The 17,757-nt window shown below is 64.5% G+C and carries 17 protein-coding genes; 6 read left to right on the forward strand and 11 right to left on the reverse strand.

Annotated features, from left to right (window positions below; genetic code table 11):
- Positions 1–3 precede the first annotated feature (3 nt).
- From BJI69_RS07555 to BJI69_RS07605, 11 genes are all read right to left on the reverse strand, one after another.
- Positions 4–825, reverse strand: coding sequence for a carbohydrate ABC transporter permease (locus tag BJI69_RS07555; RefSeq protein ID WP_046968076.1), 822 nt, complete (start codon positions 823–825; stop codon positions 4–6).
- The gene (locus tag BJI69_RS07560) at positions 822–1,700 is read right to left on the reverse strand and encodes a carbohydrate ABC transporter permease (protein WP_046968075.1); all 879 of its coding nucleotides are present in this window, start codon (positions 1,698–1,700) and stop codon (positions 822–824) included. Before BJI69_RS07560 ends, BJI69_RS07555 begins: the two co-directional genes overlap by 4 nt.
- Positions 1,697–2,986: a sugar ABC transporter substrate-binding protein gene (locus BJI69_RS07565; RefSeq protein WP_342016346.1), complete on the reverse strand. Its 1,290-nt coding sequence runs from the start codon at positions 2,984–2,986 to the stop codon at positions 1,697–1,699. Before BJI69_RS07565 ends, BJI69_RS07560 begins: the two co-directional genes overlap by 4 nt.
- On the reverse strand, positions 2,983–4,464 hold the full coding sequence (locus BJI69_RS07570; protein WP_046968074.1) for a glucoamylase family protein: 1,482 nt from the start codon (positions 4,462–4,464) through the stop codon (positions 2,983–2,985). The genes BJI69_RS07565 and BJI69_RS07570 overlap by 4 nt, the downstream gene beginning before the upstream one ends.
- A gap of 167 nt (positions 4,465–4,631) precedes the next feature.
- Entirely contained in the window at positions 4,632–7,655 is a 3,024-nt protein-coding gene (locus BJI69_RS07575; protein ID WP_046968073.1) for a TonB-dependent receptor, read from the reverse strand.
- Between the two features lie 210 nt (positions 7,656–7,865).
- The gene (locus BJI69_RS07580) at positions 7,866–8,855 is read right to left on the reverse strand and encodes a LacI family DNA-binding transcriptional regulator (RefSeq protein ID WP_046968072.1); all 990 of its coding nucleotides are present in this window, start codon (positions 8,853–8,855) and stop codon (positions 7,866–7,868) included.
- Positions 8,856–9,277: 422 nt separating this feature from the next.
- Positions 9,278–10,891: a PepSY-associated TM helix domain-containing protein gene (locus BJI69_RS07585; protein ID WP_046968071.1), complete on the reverse strand. Its 1,614-nt coding sequence runs from the start codon at positions 10,889–10,891 to the stop codon at positions 9,278–9,280.
- 4 nt (positions 10,892–10,895) lie between these two features.
- Positions 10,896–11,159 carry a hypothetical protein gene (locus tag BJI69_RS07590; RefSeq protein ID WP_046968070.1) on the reverse strand — a complete coding sequence of 88 codons (264 nt, stop codon included), beginning with the start codon at positions 11,157–11,159 and terminating at the stop codon, positions 10,896–10,898.
- The gene (locus BJI69_RS07595; RefSeq protein ID WP_046968069.1) at positions 11,159–11,428 is read right to left on the reverse strand and encodes a hypothetical protein; all 270 of its coding nucleotides are present in this window, start codon (positions 11,426–11,428) and stop codon (positions 11,159–11,161) included. Before BJI69_RS07595 ends, BJI69_RS07590 begins: the two co-directional genes overlap by 1 nt.
- Before the next feature lie 112 nt (positions 11,429–11,540).
- Positions 11,541–11,918 (reverse strand): hypothetical protein, encoded by a 378-nt coding sequence (locus tag BJI69_RS07600; protein ID WP_125903008.1) that lies wholly within the window; start codon positions 11,916–11,918, stop codon positions 11,541–11,543.
- Positions 11,915–13,183 (reverse strand): hypothetical protein, encoded by a 1,269-nt coding sequence (locus BJI69_RS07605; RefSeq protein WP_052767228.1) that lies wholly within the window; start codon positions 13,181–13,183, stop codon positions 11,915–11,917. The genes BJI69_RS07600 and BJI69_RS07605 overlap by 4 nt, the downstream gene beginning before the upstream one ends.
- Positions 13,184–13,458: 275 nt before the next feature.
- On the opposite strand from BJI69_RS07605, the gene BJI69_RS07610 reads away from it, so the two are divergent.
- From BJI69_RS07610 to BJI69_RS07635, 6 genes are all read left to right on the forward strand, one after another.
- Positions 13,459–13,893: an SPFH domain-containing protein gene (locus BJI69_RS07610; RefSeq protein ID WP_125903009.1), complete on the forward strand. Its 435-nt coding sequence runs from the start codon at positions 13,459–13,461 to the stop codon at positions 13,891–13,893.
- A gap of 70 nt (positions 13,894–13,963) precedes the next feature.
- Positions 13,964–14,593 (forward strand): 16S rRNA (guanine(527)-N(7))-methyltransferase RsmG, encoded by a 630-nt coding sequence (rsmG, locus tag BJI69_RS07615; protein WP_046968067.1) that lies wholly within the window; start codon positions 13,964–13,966, stop codon positions 14,591–14,593.
- A 119-nt stretch (positions 14,594–14,712) separates the two neighbouring features.
- The gene (locus tag BJI69_RS07620; RefSeq protein ID WP_046968066.1) at positions 14,713–15,564 is read left to right on the forward strand and encodes a ParA family protein; all 852 of its coding nucleotides are present in this window, start codon (positions 14,713–14,715) and stop codon (positions 15,562–15,564) included.
- A 10-nt stretch (positions 15,565–15,574) separates the two neighbouring features.
- A complete protein-coding gene (locus tag BJI69_RS07625; RefSeq protein ID WP_046968065.1) occupies positions 15,575–16,447 on the forward strand; it encodes a ParB/RepB/Spo0J family partition protein in 873 nt (290 codons plus the stop codon).
- Between the two features lie 38 nt (positions 16,448–16,485).
- Positions 16,486–17,019 (forward strand): sigma-70 family RNA polymerase sigma factor, encoded by a 534-nt coding sequence (locus BJI69_RS07630; RefSeq protein ID WP_046968064.1) that lies wholly within the window; start codon positions 16,486–16,488, stop codon positions 17,017–17,019.
- Positions 17,016–17,753 (forward strand): DUF3379 family protein, encoded by a 738-nt coding sequence (locus tag BJI69_RS07635; RefSeq protein ID WP_046968063.1) that lies wholly within the window; start codon positions 17,016–17,018, stop codon positions 17,751–17,753. The genes BJI69_RS07630 and BJI69_RS07635 overlap by 4 nt, the downstream gene beginning before the upstream one ends.
- Positions 17,754–17,757 lie beyond the last annotated feature (4 nt).

Consider the following 17,757-nt stretch of genomic DNA (forward strand, 5'->3'; position numbering starts at 1 on the left):
GGCTTATCCCTTGACGCTGCCCATCAACAGGCCTTCGAGGTAGTAGCGCTGCAGGGCAAGGAAGAGCACCAGCACCGGCAGGATGGTGACCACCGAGCCGGCCATCATCAGTTCGCTGTCCTGCACGTGTTCGCGCGATAGCGACGCGAGCGCGATCGGCAGCGTGTAGTGCTCCTGCCCGGTCAGCGCAATCAAGGGCCACATGAAGTCGTTCCATGCGGCCAGGAAAGTGAAGATCGCCAGGGTGACCATGATCGGCTTCAGCAGCGGCATCACGATGGTGGCAAAAATACGGAACTCACCGGCACCGTCGATCCGCGCGGCTTCCATCAAGTCATCCGGAATGCCGCTGGCGTACTGGCGCACGAGGAAGATGCCGAAAATCGTCGCCAGTGCCGGCACGATGACCGCGCCATAGGTGTTGACCAGCCCCATGTACTTCAGCAGCAGGAACAGCGGCAGCATCGCCACCTGCGCCGGGATCACCAGCGCGCCGAGCAGTACCTGGAAGAGTCGCTGGCGCCCCTTGAACTCCAGCTTGGCGAAGGCATAGCCGGCCATCAGGTTGAAGGCGAGCGAGACGACCGTGATCGCCGTGGAGATCAGCAGGCTGTTGACCAGGTAGCGACCCATGCCGGCGTTGAGGAACAGCTGGCGGTAGTTGGCGAGCGTCGGATGGGTCGGCAGGATGGGCGGCGGCAACGCACTCGCCTCACCCTGCGGCATGAACGAAACGGACAGCATGTACAGCAGCGGCGCGATGGCGATCGCCGCGGCGCCGATCAGCAAGCCGTTGATGAGGGCCTTGGCCAGACGCGGACTCATGCCTTCTCTCCCTGGCGTGACAGCCGCAGCATCGTCGCGGTCACCGCGAACATGATGACGAACAGGATGAAGGCCACGGCGGACGCCGAACCGAGGTTCCACCACTTGAAGCCTTCTTCGTACATCAGGTACAGCACGGAGGTCGTGCTCTGCAGCGGGCCACCTTCGGTCATCACATAAGGCTCGGCGAACAACTGGAAGTAACCGGACACGGTGAGGATGCTCACCATCAGCATGGTCGGCTTCAGCATGGGCAAGGTGATGTGCCGGAACTGCGCGAAGGCGGAAGCACCGTCGATGCGCGCGGCCTCGTAGAGATCGCCCGGAATCGCCTGCAACCCTGCCATGAAGATGATCATGTTGTAGCCGAAGTTCTTCCATACCGCGAACAGGATGATCGTCGGCATGGCCCAGTGCGGATCGCCCAGCCAGTCCACGGTCGGCATGCCGATCGAGTCCAGCGCGTAATTGACCAGGCCGTACTTGGTATTGAACAGGTAACGCCAGATCACAGCGACCGCGACGACGGTGGTCACCACCGGCGCGAACAGCGCCGTGCGGAAGAAGGGCTTGAAGCGTGCGAGCGGCGAGTTGAGCAGCATCGCCGCGCCGAGCGACGCGAACAGCGACAGCGGGACGCCCACCACCACGAAGTACACGGTATGACCGAGCGCCGACCAGAACAAGGGACGCTGCAGCAGCTGCCAGTAGTTCTGCAGCGCGACGAAGCGCAGGTTGCGGATATCTGCCAGGGCGTAGAGATCGTAGTCGGTGACCGAGAGGATCAGCGCCGCGATCACCGGCAGCAGGAAGAACAGGCCGAGGATGATCAGCGCGGGCGTGATGAACAGCCAGGCGGCACGGGAGGTATTCATGGCGATGCCTTGTGGCCGTGGTCGAGCATCCACCGACGCTTCTCGAGCAGGCGATCGGCGCGGCGATCGATCTCGGCCGCGGCATCGTCGATGCTGATGTCGCCATGGGCAGCCTGCGCGGCGACGAGCTGCATCTCGGTGACGATGCGCTCCCATTCGGCGACCGGTGGCGTGGGCTTCACGCGCTCGAGCTGATCGCGGAACGCCGTGGCCTTGTCGTCGTCACGCAAGGCCGGGGCCTCCCACGACGAGCGACGCGGCGGCATATCGCCGAGGATCTGGTAGAAGCGCTCCTGGATCGCCGGGCGTGAGAGGAACTCGATCAGCGCCCAGGCGTCGTCCTTGTGCTTCGACGCACGGAAGATCACCAGGCTGGAGCCACCCGCGTTCGATGCTCCGGGACCATTCGGGCCCGGCAGCGGTGTGGTGGCCCAGTCGCCCTGTTGTTCGGGGGGAAGGCGCTTGCGGAACTCGCCGATATTCCAGGGGCCCGACAGATAGAACGTGTAGAAGCCCTGGCCAAACGCGGCCCACGGGTTGCCGACGCCGACGTTCGTCATCATCGGCGCCTGCTGGTTCTTGAACAGCGACACGTAGAAAGCCAGGGCCTTCTTGAAACCTGCGCTGCGGAAATTGCCGTAGCGCCCGTCGTCTCGCAGCAGGGGTTCGTCCTGCTGCAGCGAAAGCGCGAGCAACTGCTCGAACTCGTTGGTCGGCAGCAGCACGCCGTACGTCTTGCCCGGCGGCTGCGACAGCTTCGCCATCATCGCCTGCCACTCGGGCCAGTCGCGCGGCGGATGGTCGTAGCCGACCCTGGCGAGGAGATCCTTGCGATAGAACAGCAGTCGCGTATCGACATACCAGGGCACGCCGTAGACCTTGCCGTCGATGACGTTGGTCGACCAGATCGCGGGGAAGTAATCGTTCTTCTCGACCACCTTCGATGAAGCGACGCGCGCGTCGAGCGGTTCGATGGCATCCAGTGCGACCAGCTCGGGTACCCAGGTATTGCCCAACTGCGTGATGTCCGGCGTGGAATCGCCGGCATAGGCCGTCAGCAACTTCTGGTGCGCGGCCGTGAGTGGCAACTGCTGCACGGACACGTGCAGCCCCGGGTGTTCGCGCTCGAACTCGGGCAGCAGTTTTTCCACCGCCTCGCCTTCGCGGCCGATGGTCCAGAACTGCAGGGTCCGCGTGCCCTCTTCCTGTTTCGCACAACCGGCCGTCGCGGCGCCGGCCAGAGCCAGCACCGCGACGGCGCGGAGAACACCGGTGACGCGACTCACCACAGGTTGGCGGCCGTATCGGCGTCGAGCCAGCCGCCGGTGAAGCCGGCGCGCTGCAGACCCTTGCGGATGTACGGGTTCTTCTTCATCACCGACCAGACGAAATCGCTGCGGTAGTTCTCGATCATCAGGACGATCGGGCCCTGGTCGATGCCCAGGTGCACGGTATCGGCCCAGCCGAAGCCCGGCACCAGCTTGCCCGTGCGCACTTCGGTCTTGGTGTCGAAGGTCAGGTTGAAGGCGTCGACGAAGCCGTACTTCGTATAAATGTACTGGCCGTACTTCTTCTTCATTTCCTCGAGGGCGGGGATGGCGATCTCGGGCGCGAAGGCGATCGAGCCACCGGCCGCCGTGGGCACGATGGTGCCGTCGTCGGAGATGTAATCCAGGCCGGCGCCACGCGCGGTGTAGCCGGCGTAGGTGCGCTCCTTGTCACCTTGCTTGACGATCAGGCCACCGGGACCGTTGCTCGCGGTGAGGCCCCAGATGTTCTTGCCGTAGCCGTTCCAGCCGCCGGGATTGGCCACCGCATAAGCCTGCTGCGAGTACGCGGCGCGGCGGCTGTTCTCGAAGTAGTCCATGTTGTGGTCGCGGCCCCAGGCGTCGCGGATGCCGCGAAAGTCGACCCAGGTATGGCTGTACTGGTGACCGAACAGCGGCGCGAAGTTGAGGAAGGTCTGGCCGTGGAACTCGCCCCAGGTCTTGTCGTACGTCGCGGTCCAGGCCTGCCAGGCATCGTCGCCGACCGGGTGGGTGGGCGAGCCCAGGGCCAGGATGTAGACCAGCATGCCTTCGTTGTAGCCGGCCCAGTCGTGCGGAATCATCTTGCCGCCGGGCGTCCAGCCCATGCTGATCAGCGCACCATGATTCTGCGCCCAGGTCCATTCCACGCGACGGTAGATGTCGTCGGCGAGTTGGCGGATCTGCGCTTCCTTCGGATCGTCGTGGTCGTAGTAGCTCTGGGCGAACAGGATGCCGCCCAGCAGCAGGGTCGTATCGACCGTGGAGACCTCCGTCCAGCGCGCTTCGCGCTGACCAGTCTGCATGTTCAGGAAGTGGTAGAAGAAGCCTTTGTAGCCGGTGGCGCCGTCTTCGGCGTCGTTCTGCGGGGCGTCATGGAAGAACCGCAGCGTGGCCAGCGTGCGCTCCGCGGCCTGGTCGCGCGTGATGTAACCCCGCTCCACGCCCACGCCGTACGCCGTCAGGCCGAAGCCGACCGAGGCGATCGAAGCGAAGGAGGGGCTCGGGTAATGATCGGGAATGAGGCCGTTGGTCGGGTTGCCGCTGTCCCAGAACCATTGGAAAGTGCGTTTCTCCAACTCGACCACCATCGGCGGGACGGCATGGAGATCCTTGAGCGTCGCAGCCGAGGTGTGTTTGGCCTTCGCAGGTTCTTTCTGCGCAAAGGCAAGGGGAGCAGTCGTGGCGAGCATGACACCGAGGGTCAGGGCGAGGCGCTTGATCGTAGTGGCTTTCATCGAACGAATCCTTTGGTACTTCCCACCGTGGCGCATGTAAACGTTTACGCCAACAAGACAAATAAAAGTCCCGGAGGACTTTGCTTGCCGTACAAAAGCAGCGCCCGCGGGGAGACTCGCGGGCGCCGAAAGTATGGCGCATCCGGCAGGCCGGATGCGCCAGTCGATCAGAACTTCATGCCAATGGTGAAGCGTGCCGTGCGCGGCAGGTACGTGATGTTGCCCTGCTTGTTGTACGTCACGCCGTTCGGATTGAACACGCCGCCCGAACCCCATGCGGTGGTGTAGTCGGCAAAGTTCTGCCAGTTGAACAGGTTCAGGATGTCGAAGCGGGCGTAGATCTTGGTGTCGCCCGTGATGATGAAGTCCTTGGTGAACTGGATATCGATATCGCGGTAACCCCAGATATCGCCACCGACCAGGAACTTCGAGCCGTTCGGCGTGCCGGAAACCGGGTTGCAGCCGCTGCCGGTCGGCAGGATCGCGCCGTAGCAGGCGATATCGTTCTTCGGCAACGGGGTTGCCAGGGTCAGCTTGATCGAGGCGTTGATACCCCACGGCAGGTCGACCGCACCCGTGCCGACGAAGCGATGCTTCGCCACGGCGTTCGAGGTGATGAACGGGTAGTCGTTGATCGAGGCTTCGTCGAACGAGTAGTGCTCGTTGATATCGCGGTTCTGCTTGGCGTGCGAGAACGTGTACGCCAGGCTGGTGCTCCAGCCGGACTCCACGGTGTACGGCTTGTTGGCCGACAGCAGGACCTGCGTGGTGCGCGTCGAGATGCCGTTGTTACCGATGATCAGGCCGCCCATGTTCGGCACGCCGTTGCTCCACGGCTGGGAGCCGTTCTGCCAGAACTGACCGTTCGGGTAGCGATTGCCCAGGGTGAAGACGAAGCCGTCGCGCGACAGCACGCGGGTCACCGTCGCGTCGGTCTGCCAGTCGCCGACGGTGTTGGACATACCGAGGCTGAACTGGTCGGAGTACGGCGCCTTCAGGTGATTGTTGAGCATGTCCACTTCCTGGCCGGAGTTGCCGCCGGAAAGCAGGCTGTTCAACACGCCCTGGCCACCCGCCAGGTAAGCCGGGTTGAACGGTACGCAGTTCGACGCGCCCGTATCGCACGGGTGGGTCGGCAGGTTGAAGTTGAGCGTGGTCTGCGGCAGCGTCAGCTTGGTCTGCTCGACCTGCAGGTAATCGAACAGATTGCGGTCGTACGCGCGACCCGCACCACCGTGGATGACGTGCTCTTCGTCGCCGAAGATGTCGTACGAGAAGCCGAGGCGCGGCTGCCACTCACCCTTGTAGGCTTTGCGGTTGTTACCCGTGCTGATGTAATCGTTGACGTTGACACCGCCCTTCGCGAGCGATTCCGCGTAGGTCTGGCCGACCGGTGCACCCGCGTAGGGATCCTGCGAATTGAGCGCGTCGAGCACGCGCTGCGGGGTCACGTAATTCGTGTACTGCGGTGTGACTTCGTAGTCCCAGCGCACACCGAGGTTCAGGGTCAGGTGATCGTTAACCGTCCAGTCGTCCTGCGCGAACATGCCGTACTGACGCGACGTCGTGTTGGCCACGCCATCCACACCCGGGAGCTGCGTGGCGTAGAACACCTTCCACGGCTGGGCCGAGGTGCCGGTGGGATTCACGTCGTAGAAGAACTGCGGGTTCGAGGCCGCGGCATCCGCGGCCTTCAGCTCGATCGACTTGTACTTGTAACCGAACTTGACGACGTGATCGCCGTGCCATTCCAGGTCGTTGAAGGTGAACGTGTCGGAGATGCTCGGACCTTCCTGGCTCTTGTCCGAGATGCCGCGCGGATCGGCCGAGCCCGTGGTCAGGATCGTGGCGTCCTGCTGCGGCTGGTAGGTGTAGGTCGCACCATTGCCGACGACCGTAGGAACGGCCCGCAGGTACGCATTCTCATAGGTGAAGATCAGCTCGTTGTACCAGCTGTCTGCGCTGTGGGCCCACTTGAACGTGCCGCGCGTATCGTGGTTGTTGTTGTCGAGACCGGCCGAAGCCGTCACGCCGCTGCCGACGTTCGACACCTGGGTCTCGCGACGCACCTGTGTGCTGATCTCGATGCGGTCACGATCGGTCAGTTCCCAATCGATCTTGCCGAAGTAGAGCTTTTCGTTGAAAGGAATATTGGCCGGGCCAAGTTCCGCCTGTGCGGAAGCCGGCAGGAGAGCGCCAGCGTTCGGATTGTTGACGCTGTTCGGCACGACGGAGATCGGCGTGTCGAATTTCTTCTCTTCGTAGGCCACGAAGAAATGCATCTTGTCCTTGATGATCGGGCCGCCAAGCGCGAAGCCGTATTCCTTCGATTCGGATTCGACCTTCTTGCCGGAAGACTTCTCGATCGGCGTGCGGTTGCGGAAGGCGTCGTTGGTGTATGTGCCGAACACTTCGCCGTGGAACTCATTGGTGCCCGACTTCGTATCGGCGGTGATCGCTGCGCTCGAAACCTGGTCGTACTCGGCCTTGTAGTTCGAGGTAATGACCTTGTATTCGCCGATCGCCAGCTGCGGGAACGGGTTGCCCTGGCTGCCGCTCTGACCGGACACCCCACCTTCCTTCACGTAGCTCTTCTGGCTCACGCCGTCGATGTAGACGTTGGTCGAGCTGGTGTTCTGTGCACCGCCGCGAAGCGACGTGTTGCCCTTGGCATCGACGCTGAAGACCATGCCCGGCACGGTATCGGCGAATTCGAGGAAGTTACGCGAGGCCTGCGGAATGGTCGCGATCTGGTGCAGCGAGATCGTCTGGCCGACTTCCGGCGTCTTCACTTCCTGGATCGTCGTGGCGGCAACGGTGACGCCTTCCATCGCGGTCGCATTGGCCGCGTTGGCGGTGGTGCCCTGGGAGGTCGGGGCTGCCAGGTTCACGGTAGCCGTGGAGGCAACCGTCAAGGTGATGTTCTGTTCCGTGGCCGGACCCGCGTCCACGCGATACGTCGCCGGCGGCAGGCCGTTGATCACGTAGGAGCCGTCGGCGCCAGCGGTCGCGTGGCGGGTCAGGCCGGTCTGCGGGTTGAACACGGTGACGTTGGCGCCCGGCGTGGCCTTGCCACGCAGCGTGGCGTTGGCGGTCTGCGCAAATACGACGCCCGGTGCGATCGCGGTTGCGACGGCGGCAGCGATGACGCTGACCAGCAGTTTTTTCTTCAGTTGCGACGAAGCCTTCATGAATCCCCTCTCCCAAATGGTTCTAGCGGTGCTGTCCGGCCCGGCGGGGCGTGAAACACGGTGGTCGACTATTTTTTTGAGAGCGTTACGCCCCCGTGCTTTCCCGCCCGTTCCGCGGATGCGGACCGGAAGTTCGTTCGGATGTCCTGTGATTGACGCCGTCCCTGATGTTCCAGCCACGGCTCGGCAAGCCGTGTATTCCGACGGGCGTCAGGCCCGCCGTCTTACCGTGTCGTTCCCGCCGCATGAGGCGCGAACGACGATTTCGGTGCTGACGACATGCGGCTCGGGAGCGGCGTCATCGGGTGCTTCGATCATGGCGGCGAGGCGCTCGAGAGCGGCTTCACCCAGTTCGGCGATGCGGATGCGCACCGTCGTCAACGGCGGCGACACGTAGCGCGCCATCGGAATGTCATCGAAACCGACCACGGCGATGTCGTCCGGCGTGCGCACCTTCGCTTCGGCGAGGGCGGACAGGCAGCCGATGGCCATCATGTCGTTCGCGGCGAAAATCGCATCGGGACGCGGCACCATGGCCAGGGCCTGCTTGCCGGCGTGATAACCGGATTCCTCGGTGAAGTCGCCATGCAGCACGGCGGCACGGCCACCCAGGCCGGCGGTCGACAGGGCATCGCGATAACCGCGGATGCGCTCCTGCACGTCGTGGTTCACTTCCGGACCGGCGATGAAGACGATGCGCTTGCGACCCAGGCCGAGCAGGTGTTCGGTCATGGCGCGGGCACCACCGAAGTCGTCCACGTCCAGCGAGGCATGCCGTTCGGAGCGCACGTGGCTGTTGATCAGCACGGTCGGCAGGACGATCGGCAGGTTCTCGTCGAGGAAGGCCTCGTCCGCATGCGGCGACATCACCAGCAGGCCGTCCACGCGACCCTGCATGGCGCGCAGGGCGATGGCCGCCTCCGTTGCATCGCCGTGGGAGCTGGAGACCAGCAGGTACAGGCCGCGGGCGCGTGCGGCCAGGTCGATACCGCGGATGAGTTCGGAGAAGAACGAGCCGTGCAGATCGGGCAGGAGGGCGCCGATGGTCTGGGTGCGGCGGGTGATCAGGCTGCGCGCAGCATTGTGCGGAACATAGCGGAGGCGGGTCGCAACCTCACGAATCCGCTTCTGGGTTTCCGCGGTGACGCCGCCATGGCCGTTCAGGGCACGGGAGACGGAAGCCACGGATACGTTGGCCATTCTCGCGACGTCTTTGATGGTCACACTCACGCGTTTCTACCCTTTCCCCTGACCCCGGAGGGCTGACGGCGCGGAACGTAAACGTTTTCATGTCAGCTTGTAAAGCGTTCGAAAACAACGGCTTGTTGCAGTGCAGTAGTAATCTGGACGTTACGTGATACCACTTGTCTGCACCTGTTAAAAATCTGTGCGACGTCAGCGGTTTGAGTGGTACGTAAACGTTTGCGGCGACGCAGCAGTCAAAGGTGACGAGCCCGTCACGGAAGTGAATGATTGCCTCGTTTAGTAACGCGCGTTACATCCTGGATCGCGACTTCTTACGACATGACGTAGGAGCCGATTCATCGGCGATCCCGCGGCAGCGGGCCAGATCACCGCTAGCATCCATCGCCGCTGAAGCGGCTCCCACACAGAGCCGAATCTCAGGTTTGCTGGGCGGTGGCTGCGGTGGCTGCGGTGGCCGAAGTGACGACGGAACGCTTCGACGACCAAACGCTGCATGGATCGCCCTCGACCGCACGCCTGCGTGTAGCGATGCCGAGCCAGGCGAAGCCAACTCCCATCGCCATGGCGACGAGGTCGACGCCGAGGACGGCGAAGCGCCCCTCGGCCAGCGTGCGCATCAGGCGGTCGGCATGGATCGCCATATCGAGCACGCCAACAGCGACGCTGACCAGGGCGGTGGCCCAGAGCAGGTCCACGGCCGCCCTGGCCGGACGGCGCCAGAAGGTCCAGATCACGGCAGCGGCAAACGCCGTGAAGCAGACGGGCTGGACGATCGCTTCGGGCGTGGCGCCGAACAGCGGGCCGATGAGATTACCGAGGAAGGTCACCGAGATGGCGAAGCAGGAGCCGATGCACACGCCCACGGTCGCCGTGGCCATGGCGCGCACCTTCATCGGCTGCTCGGCCTGGCGACGCTTGCGACGTGTCTCGATGTAGAGCAGGTTGCCCGAATAAAAGAGGAAGGCACCGGCCAGCCCGAGCAGGAAGTACAGCCAGCGCAGCGACACGTTGCCGAACGAGCCGAAATGCAGGCCGAAAATGGCGGAGTAGGTGGCGTGGTTGGCATCGCGCGCGCCACTTACCTGCACTCGCAGCACGTGGCCATCGGTGGCGTCGAGCGAGACCATGCCGTATTCGCCGAGCGTCTTGGTGGAGGTGCCGCGTACCTCGGCGGCCGCGCCTTGCTGGCCGTAATGCACGTAACGCATGTAGTCGGGTTCGAAGTTCGCCGCACCCGAGGCGAGCGCCGCCTGGCGGGCACGGGCACCGAGCTCGGCCGGCGTGAGCATGACGGCGCTGCCGCCCTTCGCCGCGGTTTCCGGCAAAGCACTGGTCATGCGCTCGAACGCCGGTAGCAGCTTGCCGTCGAAAGCCACCGTGTTGAACGCCATCAGCATCACCATGGTCAGGCAGAGCAGCGCGCCGGTGATGGCGAAAATGATGTGGAAGGGCAGGCTGAGGATGCCGATGACGTTGTGCGCGTCCTGCCATAGCCGCTTGAGGTTATGGCCCGGACGCAGCGCGAAGAGCTCGCGCACGAGGTTGGGCAGGTGGATCAACAGGCCGGTGAGCAAGGCCAGCCCGTAGATCACGCTGACGATGCCCATCAGGTAGATGCCGATCGCCGGGATGCCCAGGTCGTAGTGCAACTCGTAGACGAAGTCCGCCAGTGCGTGCTCATGGTCTTCGGCATCGCGCGCGCTGCTCTCGTCCAGCGTCTGCGTCTTCCAGGTGCCGTCCTTGTCCATCCAGTAGGCGGCGACCTCGTGCGACGGATGATCGGCAGGGAAGGTCACGCCAATCTGCTCACGTGCACCGGGATGCGTGGCGACGATGCCCTCGAGCATCGTCTCGACGCGATCCATCGTGTCGGCTCGGGCCATCTCGGCCCGGGGCGAGGCCCAGGTGTCGATCTCGTCGTGGAACATGGTTAACGCGCCGGCATAGAACGCGATGAACAGCGCGAAGCCGGCGAGCAGGCCGGTCCAGGTGTGCACGACGGTGAAGGTACGTATGGTCGAGGCTTTCATCGGATCAGAGCCCCGGCATCGTGTGCTTGGCAAGGAACAGCGCGCCGAACGCGGCGAGGTTCGCCACGGCCAACCAGGCCCAGGCACGGGCACCACTGCGGAACATATACGTACCGCCCATGATCCCGGTCCAGACCGGGAAGAAGGCGATCAGGAAGGGCAGGGTTACGGATTCGCTCGAGCCCGGCCAGATCCAGATCGCCACGGCGACAAGGGCCAGCGCCAGCGGCAGGCCGAGCAGGATGCCGGCGAAGGTCTTGGCCAGCATCAGTGGGGTTTCCGTTCGGAGGCGGGACGCAGCAGCCAAACGACATAAGGAACAGCGACCGCGCCGAGCATCAGCGCGGTGAGCGCAGCGAAGATGCCTGGGAGTGAGGTTTCGCAGGCGACCCAGGCGACAAAGGCGAGCATGGCGAAGATCCATGCAGCCGTGCGGGCCTTGCGCCCCAGCGGGCGTGCAAGCAGTCGCTGGTTACGCGCCGCGAGATAAGCGAGGGCCATGGCGATGAGGGCCGCCACGCAACCAAGGACATTCATGTGTGCATTGCCAGGCCGGGCTGATTGATAATTATTATCATTTAGGTCGGCGTGGTCAATCGTTGAGTTGAAGCGTTGCGCCGAGACCCGTGGCTACCCGAAATGCACGGCCTTAGATGCCGCAGGTGGAGATGACGGCGGATTCGATGGCCTCGCCATCGACCTCTGTGCCGAACGTACTGGCTTCGGCAAGCAGTCGTGACCTCACCAACCCTTCGCAGGCCAATGGACTGTCGGCGTCGAGTCCTGCCCTGATCAGCGCTTCCGTCAGGGTGGCTGTTCCATCACCACCGTTGACAACGTCCGCGTACACACTGGCTACATCACTGCTGGTGAGCCTGAAACCGAAATGCTTGCCGACGTACGCGGCATACCTCTGAGAGTAGTACCTCATCTCTGAGGATGATCGCGCTTCCGCTGGCCCCATCGGAACCAAAGCGCAACCCGCCAGCCATGCGGCGAGCGCAAACCTGAGCTTATGTGTGTTCATGGCAGTGTCACCACCACGGCGTTGGCTACATGGCCGCTGTCTACTGCAACGCCCACGGCATAGGAGCCACTGCTCGACATGCTGGTCACGGCATTGCCGGTGCCGCCGCCGTAAAGCGGCACGGGAGTCAGCACGGTCGGTGTAGCTGGATCCCACACAGCAGCCTGGCCGTGCTCATCGTCGTTGACGCCCATCACCAGGACGAGGTCGTTCGCTCCAAGGCCTGTTGCGACGACGTTGGTGCCGGGATGCAACGCCGGAAGGTCGATCGGAACGTTGAAGTCGGGAGTGCCACTGGCGAGATTGATGTATCCCGCGTTGGAGCGTCCGTCGCTGGTCCGATACCGGAACACCATGTGATGGCCATCGTTGAGCGCAAGGCCGGTGCTCGCTTGCCCGACCGTGTCGCCTGGGAAATTGGGCAGGGACAGGACGGCAGCGCTGCTCGCGGTGGAGAACCACACCGCAGCTCGCGCAAAGGGCGGTGCGGGGAAGACGCACTTGCCAACGACCTGCGACGACGCATTGATCGGGCCTGCGACGCAGTAGGTGGCCGTGGAGAATTTCGCCAGATCGCTGGTCACATAGACGCCAAACGCGTTCAATGTCGCAATCCGCGAGACGACCGTGCCGCTGCCGCTGGGGCAATTGAGCAGGACGGTTGGGTTACCCGCGACAGTCTGCGCCCGTACGTCGACAGCCGCGCAGTTATCGCCTCGTGCCGACACCGGTACCGGTGTGCCCGAACCCGCGGGCCAGACGACCGCCGTCGAGGTGCCATTGCCGGCGATACTTTGCCCGGCGATCGCACCGAACTGGTTGTACGCCGTCGCGACGGAGCTGACATCCGCCAACAAGCCGGTGCCTAGCAAGCCGGGTAAGGGTGCGAGTTTTACCGGCGTCGTCGCCGGCGACGATGCGCTCCACGACACCGCAAACCCCACGCTGTTCGCATCGGCACAGGCGCCGGCGATCCTTCCCCCGTTCGTGATGCCGCTCGCACTGCACGAATGCCCGGCGACCAGGGGCGCCAGGGAAACTTCGGCACCGGCGACGGCGATCCACGCCACGGTCGGGCCGTTGGTGTTTCCGGGGCGACAGGCGCCTACGGCAACACCCGCATCATTGACATCGTTGGCGCCGCATTGGGCGCCTGAGGCATGCCCGAGACTGGCGATCGTTGCGGCGGATGCCTGATGGGACGCACCCATCGCGGCCACGATGGCGACCAGGGCTGACGATACCCATTTCGCGGTGCTGAGCATGGCGACTTCTCCTTGTCTGAGCGGTGGATCTCCTTGTGCCGAACTTAGACCTGGCGGGAACGCCCCGAAATACCTCTTTGGTTGTAGGCGCTGGTCAACAAATCACCAGCTGCTCAAGTTTTGACCAAACCGTCCGTTAACTGAATACAGGGGTGAAGTAAAACTAGCGTTAACCCTCCCGTTAAATTAGAATTAACACCTCACGAATCATCGCGTTGGCGCGTCTCGCCACGCAGTGCGACAGGAAACCACGGTAACTCGTTGAAATAACAGCCATGTTGACCACCATCCTCATTGCCACCACCTTCGTCGCCTTCGCTCTTGCGGCGGCCTCGGTGCGACGCATTCCGGAAGGTCAGGTCTACAGCGTGCGCCGCCTCGGCCGCTCGCCCGCGCTGCTTACCGCCGGAACCCACGTGGTCCTGCCGGTGATCGACCGTGTTTTCCACAAGATCGACCTCGGTGGACAGGTGCTGCGTTTCGACGGCGGCACGGTCTACTGGCAGGTGCTCGAGCCCGAAGTGGCCGACGAAGTCATCGACGAAGCTCCGGAAATGATTCGCAGCAACGTCGTCGCCGCCCTGCGCGATGCCAGCACGGCTCATCAGGTTGATCGTCGTGCCGTCGGTACCCAGCTCAAGCACACGATGAACGGCTCGTTGCGTTCGCGCGGCATGCTGGTCACCCGCGTCGAGCTCGACGCCGCCTGATCGTCCCGCGCTGGCGCCTTCGCGCCGGCGCTTTCATACTCTTCCGCCCCCTCACCTTTCCCGGTGCTGCATGACTGCGCGCGAAGCCCTGCAAACCCAGCTCGAACGCGGCATCGCCACGCTCGGTACCGCCTTGCCCGAGGGCGCCGTCGCTCGACTGCTCGATTACCGCGAGCTGCTCGAGCGCTGGAACTCGGCTTACAACCTCACTGCGGTGCGCAACGCGGACGAGATGGTGGCGCGTCACCTGCTCGATTCGCTGGCCATCGTGCCGTTCGTCGAAGGCACCACCCTCGCCGACCTGGGCACGGGTCCGGGGCTTCCCGGCATTCCGCTGGCGATCGCCGAGCCCGCACGCGAGGTGCTGATGGTCGACTCCAACGGCAAGAAGGTCCGCTTTCTCCGTGAGGCGATCCGTTCGCTGAAGCTGACCAACGGCCGCGCCCTGCAGAGCCGGGTCGAGGATGTCGAAGGTACGTTCGACTGCATCACCGCCCGTGCCTTTGCCAGCCTCGCCGACATGCTTGGCTGGGGCGGTCACTTGCTGGCGCCGGGCGGCGTGTGGCTGGCGATGAAGGGCAAGCATCCGGCGGAGGAGCTGGATGGGGTGCCGGCCGGGTTCACGGTCGAGGGGATTCATGTGCTGACGGTGCCGGGCGTCGAGGGTGAACGGCATCTGGTGGTTATTCGCCGGGGGTGATCGCTAGCACCCTTCGCCGCTGAAGCGGCTCCCACAGGGAGCAGGCCCCTGTCTAGGGTGCAAGCTCCCGGCAATGCTACGCTAGCGCCCCTTCCGCGCACGGTAGATAACGACCCTCCATGGCCCGCATCCTCGCAGTCGCCAATCAGAAAGGCGGCGTCGGCAAGACCACCACCTCCGTCAATCTCGCTGCGGCCCTGGCCGCCGCGCGACGCAAGGTGCTGCTTGTCGACCTCGATCCGCAGGGCAACGCCACCATGGCGTCGGGCGTGGACAAGCACGAGGCCAAGCCGAATGGCTGCGAAGTCTTGTTGGGCGAGGTGGAGATCGGCAGCGTGCTCAAACGCACCGAGGCCGGTTACGACCTGTTGCCGGGCAATGGCGACCTCACGGCCGCCGAGCTGAAGCTGATGGACGGCATGGCGCGCGAGCACCGGCTGAAGGAACAGCTGGCCAAGGTCGCGGACAACTACCACACCATTCTCATCGACTGCCCGCCGTCGCTGCACCTGTTGACGCTCAATGCGCTCACCGCGGCCGACGGCGTGCTGATTCCCGTGCAGTGCGAGTACTTCGCCCTGGAAGGCCTGTCGAGCCTGCTCGATACGATCAAGGCCGTGCGCATGCGCCTGAATCCGGAGCTCGAGGTCGAAGGCCTGCTGCGCACCATGTACGACGTGCGCAACAACCTCGGCAACGAGGTCTCGGCCCAGCTCACCCAGCACTTTGGCGACAAGGTGCTGCGCTCGATCATTCCGCGTAACGTGCGTCTTGCCGAGGCCCCCAGCCACGGCCAGCCGATTCATCTCTACGATCGCGGGTCGCGCGGCGCCATCGCCTACATCGGCCTCGCCGGCGAAATCATTCGCCGCGAACGCGCCATGTATGCAGCCCAGGACGCGGCAAGCGACACCCCCGAGACCGACGACGCGGCGCCCGACGCCACCGACGCGGCTCCGACGGCACCTTAAGGAATTCCCGATGGCAGCAGCGAAGAAACGTGGACTCGGCCGTGGCCTGGATGCCCTGCTGGGTGGCGGCGCCGGTCCCGACGCCGGTCCGTCGATCGTCGAGCAGGAAGGCGAGCTGCGATTGTTGCCGATCCACCAGATCCAGGCCGGCAAGTACCAGCCGCGCCGCCACTGGAACGACGAGGCGCTCGACGAGCTCGCCGCCTCGATCAAGGCCCAGGGCCTGATCCAGCCGGTGGTGGTCCGCGCCATCGGCAAGAACAGCTACGAGTTGATCGCAGGTGAGCGTCGCTGGCGCGCGGCGCAGCGTGCTTCCATGAGCGAGATCCCGGCCCTGGTCAAGGACGTGCCGGAGCAGTCCGTCCTGGCCATGGCCCTGATCGAGAACATCCAGCGCCAGGAACTGACCCCGCTCGAGGAAGCCCAGGCCCTGCAGCGCCTGATCGACGAGTTCGACCTCACGCACCAGCAGGCCGCCGATGCCGTCGGCCGTTCGCGTGCCGCCGTGTCGAACCTCCTGCGCCTGATCGACCTGCCGGCATCGATCAAGACGCTGCTGGACGAGAGCAAGCTGGAAATGGGCCACGCCCGCGCCCTGCTCACCCTGCCGCACACGATCGCCGAGCCGCTGGCGCTGGAAGCCGCACGCCACGGCTGGACCGTGCGCGAACTGGAAGAGGCCGCCCGCAAGGCGCAGCTGGCGCCGAAGGGCAAGGCCAAGGCCAACCCGACGGACCCGAACATCGCCAACCTCGAACGCGAGCTGGCGGAGCGGTTCGCCACCCGGGTCGAACTGGCGCACGGCCGCGGCGGCAAGGGCAAGCTGGTCATCCATTACCACAGCCTCGACGAGCTCGACGGCATCCTGACCAAGGTCCGCTGAGCGCGGCCCTGACAGGTCGGGCCTGAAAGGAAATCGGCATGCCTCCGGTCATTAAGGACGTGAACCCGAAGCAGCGCCAATACGAAGCGATGGTGCGCGCCCTGTCGGCCGACCTCTACCGGTTTGCCTTCTGGCTGTCGCGCAACGAATCCGTGGCCCAGGACCTGGTCCAGGAGACCTTCCTGCGTGCCTGGAAGAATCTCGACTCCCTGCGTGACGCCGAATCCGCCAAGCCCTGGCTGATTACCATCCTGCGCCGCGAACACGCGCGCATGTACGAACGAAAGCGCTTCGACACCGTGGAGCTGGACGACACCGTGCCCGAAGAAGCCGCCTTTGCCAGCCCCGAGCGCAGTGGCGACGCCGCCCAGGTGCGCGACGCCATGCTCAAGCTGCCCGACAAGTATCGTGAACCCCTGGCCATGCAGGTGCTCGGTGGCATGAGCTGCGATGAGATCGCGGCCGCTACCGACCAGCAGCCGGGCGCGGTGATGACCCAGTTGTTCCGTGCCCGCCAGCGTCTGAAAGACCTGCTCGGCGGACGCGCCGCGGCTGAAGGAGGCCGGAAATGAATTGCCTCGAATTCCGCCGCCATATCGGTGCCGAGCCGCGCTCGCGCGCCCCTGAACTGCTCGCCCATCGGGATAGCTGCAAGGACGGCTGTGCCGCCTTCTGGCAGCGCGCCCAGCGGTTCGACGATGACCTCGAAGCTGCCCTGGCCATTCCCCTTCCCGAGGGCCTGGTCGATCGCATCCTGCTTGCCCAGGCCACGGGTGAACGCCGTCGGCAGGTCGGCAGGCGCCGCGTCTGGATGGCCATGGCCGCCTCGGTCGTCCTCGCCTTTGCCGGCGTCGGCATGATGTGGCGTCAGAATGATCTCAACTCGCTGCCGGCCCTCGCCGTGGCGCATATGCCGGGAGAGATCGGCTCGTTAAGCCTCACCCAGCCCATGACGGACGCCCAGGTCGAGGCCGGTTTCGTCGGCCGGGCAACCCGTCTCAAGGGGCCGATGCCGGCGGGCGTCACCTACGTGCATGACTGCACGGTGGGCCCGTATCCGGTGGTGCACCTGGTGACCCGCATGAACGACGAGCCGGTCGTCGCCCTGTATATGCCGGGCAAGATGGACACCAAGCCCGGCAGCTTCGAGCGTGACGGCTGGGAAGGCCGGCAGATGCCGCTGCGTAGCGGCACGCTCGTGGTGCTGGCCCAGCAGGGAGCCAGCCGGAGCGCGATGGACGCCGTCGAGCGTGGGTGGCGCGCGGCGATCGAAGGTCCGGCCCCGCAAACCATCGGCCAGATCTGAACGA

Source organism: Luteibacter rhizovicinus DSM 16549, from assembly GCF_001887595.1.
In the GTDB taxonomy this organism is placed as follows: domain Bacteria; phylum Pseudomonadota; class Gammaproteobacteria; order Xanthomonadales; family Rhodanobacteraceae; genus Luteibacter; species Luteibacter rhizovicinus.